We start from the raw sequence: 3,765 nt of genomic DNA on the forward strand, positions 1-3,765 counted from the left end.
GCCGGGCAGGCCCCGCGTGCCCGCGGTGGGCAAATGGCAGCCTCTACCCCAAGGCCGCCTCTACCCTCGTTCTTTGTCCGCGCGCTGGCGGAAATCTTATTCAAAGCGTCTTGCGCTTTGAATGATTTCCTACTCCAGCAGTCGCGCGCGGGTCGAGCTTTGACCCGCCTAAAACTGTTCTCTTTGTGAACAAAGAGAACCAGAAAAACTTTAGACGGATGCTGACGTATCCTCAAGCTACCGACGGCCCAACCCTATGCCACGCGCAGTTACTTGAAATAATAAAGGCCGCCCGCCGTGGCGCGAAGGCGTCCGCCGGGCGTTTTGCTGGCCGCCTCTACCCCAAGTAACGTACGGCAGCTCAGTCCAACCCTCTGTCCGCACGCCACCCGGCTTCGTTACAGCATCCCCGTCTGTTGGAACGCCTCCGGGAAGCCCAGCAAGTGGAGACGCAACATGTTCAGCGCATGCGTCGCCGCCCGTTCGATGTTCTGTTCGCGCAACTCACCGAACCGCATCAACCGGGCGAAACTCTGCACCTGCGGTTCGGAATCCGCAGCCGGCTCCCGCCATGCCAACCCCATCCAGACCGTGCCCACCGATTTTTCCGGCGTTCCGCCTCCCGGCCCCGCCACCCCCGTCGTCGAGACGGCAAAATCCGCTCCGAACCGCCGCAAAGCTCCCTCCGCCATTTGGCGCGCCACCGTCTCGCTCACCGCCCCATGTCGTTCGATGTCGGCCGCCGAGACCCCCAGCATCGCCGTTTTCGCCGTATTGCTGTACGAGGTCACCCCCCCGAGATAGTACTCCGATGCCCCCGCCAGAGCCGTGATCCGGGCCGATATGGCTCCTCCTGTGCACGACTCCGCCACCGCCAGCGTCGCCTCCCGCTCCGCCAGTAGCTTCGCCACCGCCGACTCCACCGAAGCCGGTTCATACCCTAACAGATACGGCGCGATATACCCTTCGAGCGTCCGGAATCGCGCCTCGATCTCCTCTCGTGCCGTTTGCGGTTCGACATCATAGGCCGACAACCGCAGCCGAATCCCCCTCGGATTGGGCAGGTAAGCCAGATGGAGCCACTCCGGCAACGCCTCTTCCCACGGCGCGATGGTCGTCGCCAGCGCCGACTCCGCCAGTCCGAAAGTCATCATCGTGCGGTGTACCACAGCCCTCAACGCGAAGTGCCTGCGAATCTGCGGAATCACCTGCTCTTCGACCAACGCTTTCATCTCGAACGGCACCCCCGGCAGCGAGACGACGAGTTTCTGCCCTCCTCCTGCGCCCTCCCGTTCGAAGAGCATCCCGGGAGCCGTCCCCAGCCGGTTGGGCAGTACCGTGCACCCTTCCGGCACATCGGCTTGGGCCTGATTCAGCGCGTTGAACGCCATGCTCCGTTCGGTCGTCATCCGGCGCACCTGTTCGAAAACCGCCTCGTCCCGCACCATCTTTCCCTCCGAAAACAGCCCGGCCAACGTCCGTTTCGTGATATCGTCCCGCGTGGGCCCGAGTCCGCCCGTCAGGATAACCGCGTCGGCCCGTTCCAGAGCCGTTCGGACAGCTCCCGCAATCTCTTCCGCCGTGTCGTGTACCGAGACGATCCGGTCGACCTGCGCCCCGATGTTGCCGAGTTCGCGACCGATCCAAGCCGAGTTGGTGTCGACCACCTGTCCGATGAGCAGCTCGTCGCCCACCGTAATTAATTCGATGCTAACCATTGGTTCTCAGTTTATTTCGTGTCTTCCGTCGGAAAGAGATCGAGCACCCGTTGCAGGTCTTCCGGCGTATCGATGGCGTGGGTTTCGGCGTGTGTCACCGCCGTGCGGATCGGGTAGCCGTTTTCGATCCATCGCAGTTGTTCGAGCGATTCGGCCTGTTCGAGCGTCGACGGGGCGAGGCGGGTGATCTCCCGGAGCACGTCGCTGCGGTAGGCGTATAATCCGATGTGTTTCAGGTAGGTGTGTCGCGCCTGCCACTCCTCGCGGGGCACGCCGCGCAGGAAGGGGATGGGGCTGCGGCTGAAGTAGAGCGCGTCGCCTGTAGTCGAAAGGACGACTTTCGGCGAGTTGGGGTTGAGGATATCTTCGTCGGGCCCGAACGGTTTGACCAACGTGGCGATCCGTGTGGCGGGATCGTCGAAGCAGCGGCGGATCTGTTCGAGCTGTTCGACGGCGATGAACGGTTCGTCGCCCTGGATGTTGACCACGACGTCGAACCGTTCGCCGGTGAGGCGTTCTGCGGTGTCGAGCGCTTCGGCGCACCGGTCAGTGCCCGACCGGTGCGCGGTGGAGGTCATGATGGCTTTTCCGCCGAACGCGGCGACGGCCTGCTCGATCCGCGAGTCGTCCGTAGCGACGTAGCAGGGCTCGCCGAACACCCCCCGGCATCGTTCGTAGACGCGCTGGATCATGGGTTTTCCATGAATGTCGGCCAGCGGTTTCCCGGGGAACCGGGTCGAGGCGTACCGTGCGGGGATCAGGGCTAAGTATTTCATGTGTTTGCTTGTGTTTATTTCGAAGGTTCGAAAGGAGGTGGAGCGGGCACGGGGTAGTGCTTTTAGCTGTGCTTCTGCGACCCAACGGGTCGCGCGGGCCGAAGCCTCCGACCGCGGAGAGACGCACAGCGTCTTTTGCTGCCAGCCTCTACCCCAAACCCCGCAGGCTTCGACCCACTTGAACTGAGAGCGAGTAGTGCGCCCGAGGACGAATTGTTAATAGAAATGGGCTATGCTCTTGCGGCGCTTCGAGCTGCGCAGTCCGCCGCCCGGTAGGCGGCGGGCTGCAACTCGGCGGAGCTCGTTTCGCCTCCGCTGGCGGCAAACTGTTATAGGCTAAGAGCGATTAGCGCGGTTCTACGAACCGCCGGCCTGTTCGCCCAGCAGCTTTGCCGCTCGGGGGGGCGACAGGCCGAAGTTCAGAAAATTGTGCGGTGCTTCTGCGGTTCGTAGAACCGCGCGGGCCGGAGCCACCCCCGGCGTAGGGCCGCCACTCGCGATGCTCGTTTGGCCCCCGCTGGCTCCGACCGCAAAGTCAAATTGAAATAGGGTAGAGTCACCTATATTAGGGTAATTCCAGCCCCTTGCCCACCGCGAGTACTTCTCCTCCGTTTATTCCGAGAGGCAACGCAACTGAAAACCGTAGCCGCGGCTGACCGTGCTGCAGGGATTGAGCCCTGTCACGTGGAAACCTAAGTACATACTGCCACTGATGCCGCTGGCCGTGGAAGCCCAGCTATATCCGCTGTGGCCCACGCTCATCAGATCGCCCAATCGTCTCTCGTTTCCTGCGTCGCGGTAGCCCGGGACGGTGCCGCTCAGCATTCAAAAGCTGGCTGGAACTACCTAACAACCGGCAGCTTCTACCCTAGTTGTGCTCCTGCGGTTCAAAGAGCCGCGCGGGCCGGACGCCTCCCCTCGGGAGGGACGCACAGCGTCTTTTACTGACCGCCTCTACCCCATGATAGCATCTCCTGGGCGTCCGACCCGTTTGACAATGCCCTTTCCTGTCAGATTCGGGCTGCGCGCTCCTGGGGTGGGCCGAAGTCCCAGCGCGCAGGCCCGGCGGTTCTACGAACCGCAAAAGCACAACCCATTCAACCGCCCCCATTCTGCGAGGTGCGTTCTCGGCCGTAGCCAGCGGAGAACGAATATTAAGGCCGAGGCGGCCAGTAAAAGACGCTGTGCGTCCCCTCCGCATCCGGGGGCTGCGGGCCGACCGTTGACACGGGGACTCAGCTACTCGCTTTCGGCCCAGATTCCAGCCCAAC

General features: G+C 62.8%; 3 protein-coding genes. All 3 read right to left on the reverse strand.

The features are described from left to right. Positions 1-398 precede the first annotated feature (398 nt). The 3 genes from QZ302_RS09290 to QZ302_RS09300 all read right to left on the reverse strand — a co-directional run bounded on the left by QZ302_RS09290 (position 399) and on the right by QZ302_RS09300 (position 3,319). On the reverse strand, positions 399-1,718 hold the full coding sequence (locus QZ302_RS09290) for a CinA family nicotinamide mononucleotide deamidase-related protein (RefSeq protein ID WP_294594725.1): 1,320 nt from the start codon (positions 1,716-1,718) through the stop codon (positions 399-401). A gap of 11 nt (positions 1,719-1,729) precedes the next feature. After that, a complete protein-coding gene (gene kdsB, locus QZ302_RS09295) occupies positions 1,730-2,494 on the reverse strand; it encodes a 3-deoxy-manno-octulosonate cytidylyltransferase (protein WP_294594727.1) in 765 nt (254 codons plus the stop codon). 612 nt (positions 2,495-3,106) lie between these two features. After that, the gene (locus QZ302_RS09300; RefSeq protein ID WP_294594728.1) at positions 3,107-3,319 is read right to left on the reverse strand and encodes a hypothetical protein; all 213 of its coding nucleotides are present in this window, start codon (positions 3,317-3,319) and stop codon (positions 3,107-3,109) included. Positions 3,320-3,765 lie beyond the last annotated feature (446 nt).

The organism is uncultured Rikenella sp. (genome assembly GCF_910579375.1).
GTDB lineage: Bacteria > Bacteroidota > Bacteroidia > Bacteroidales > Rikenellaceae > Rikenella.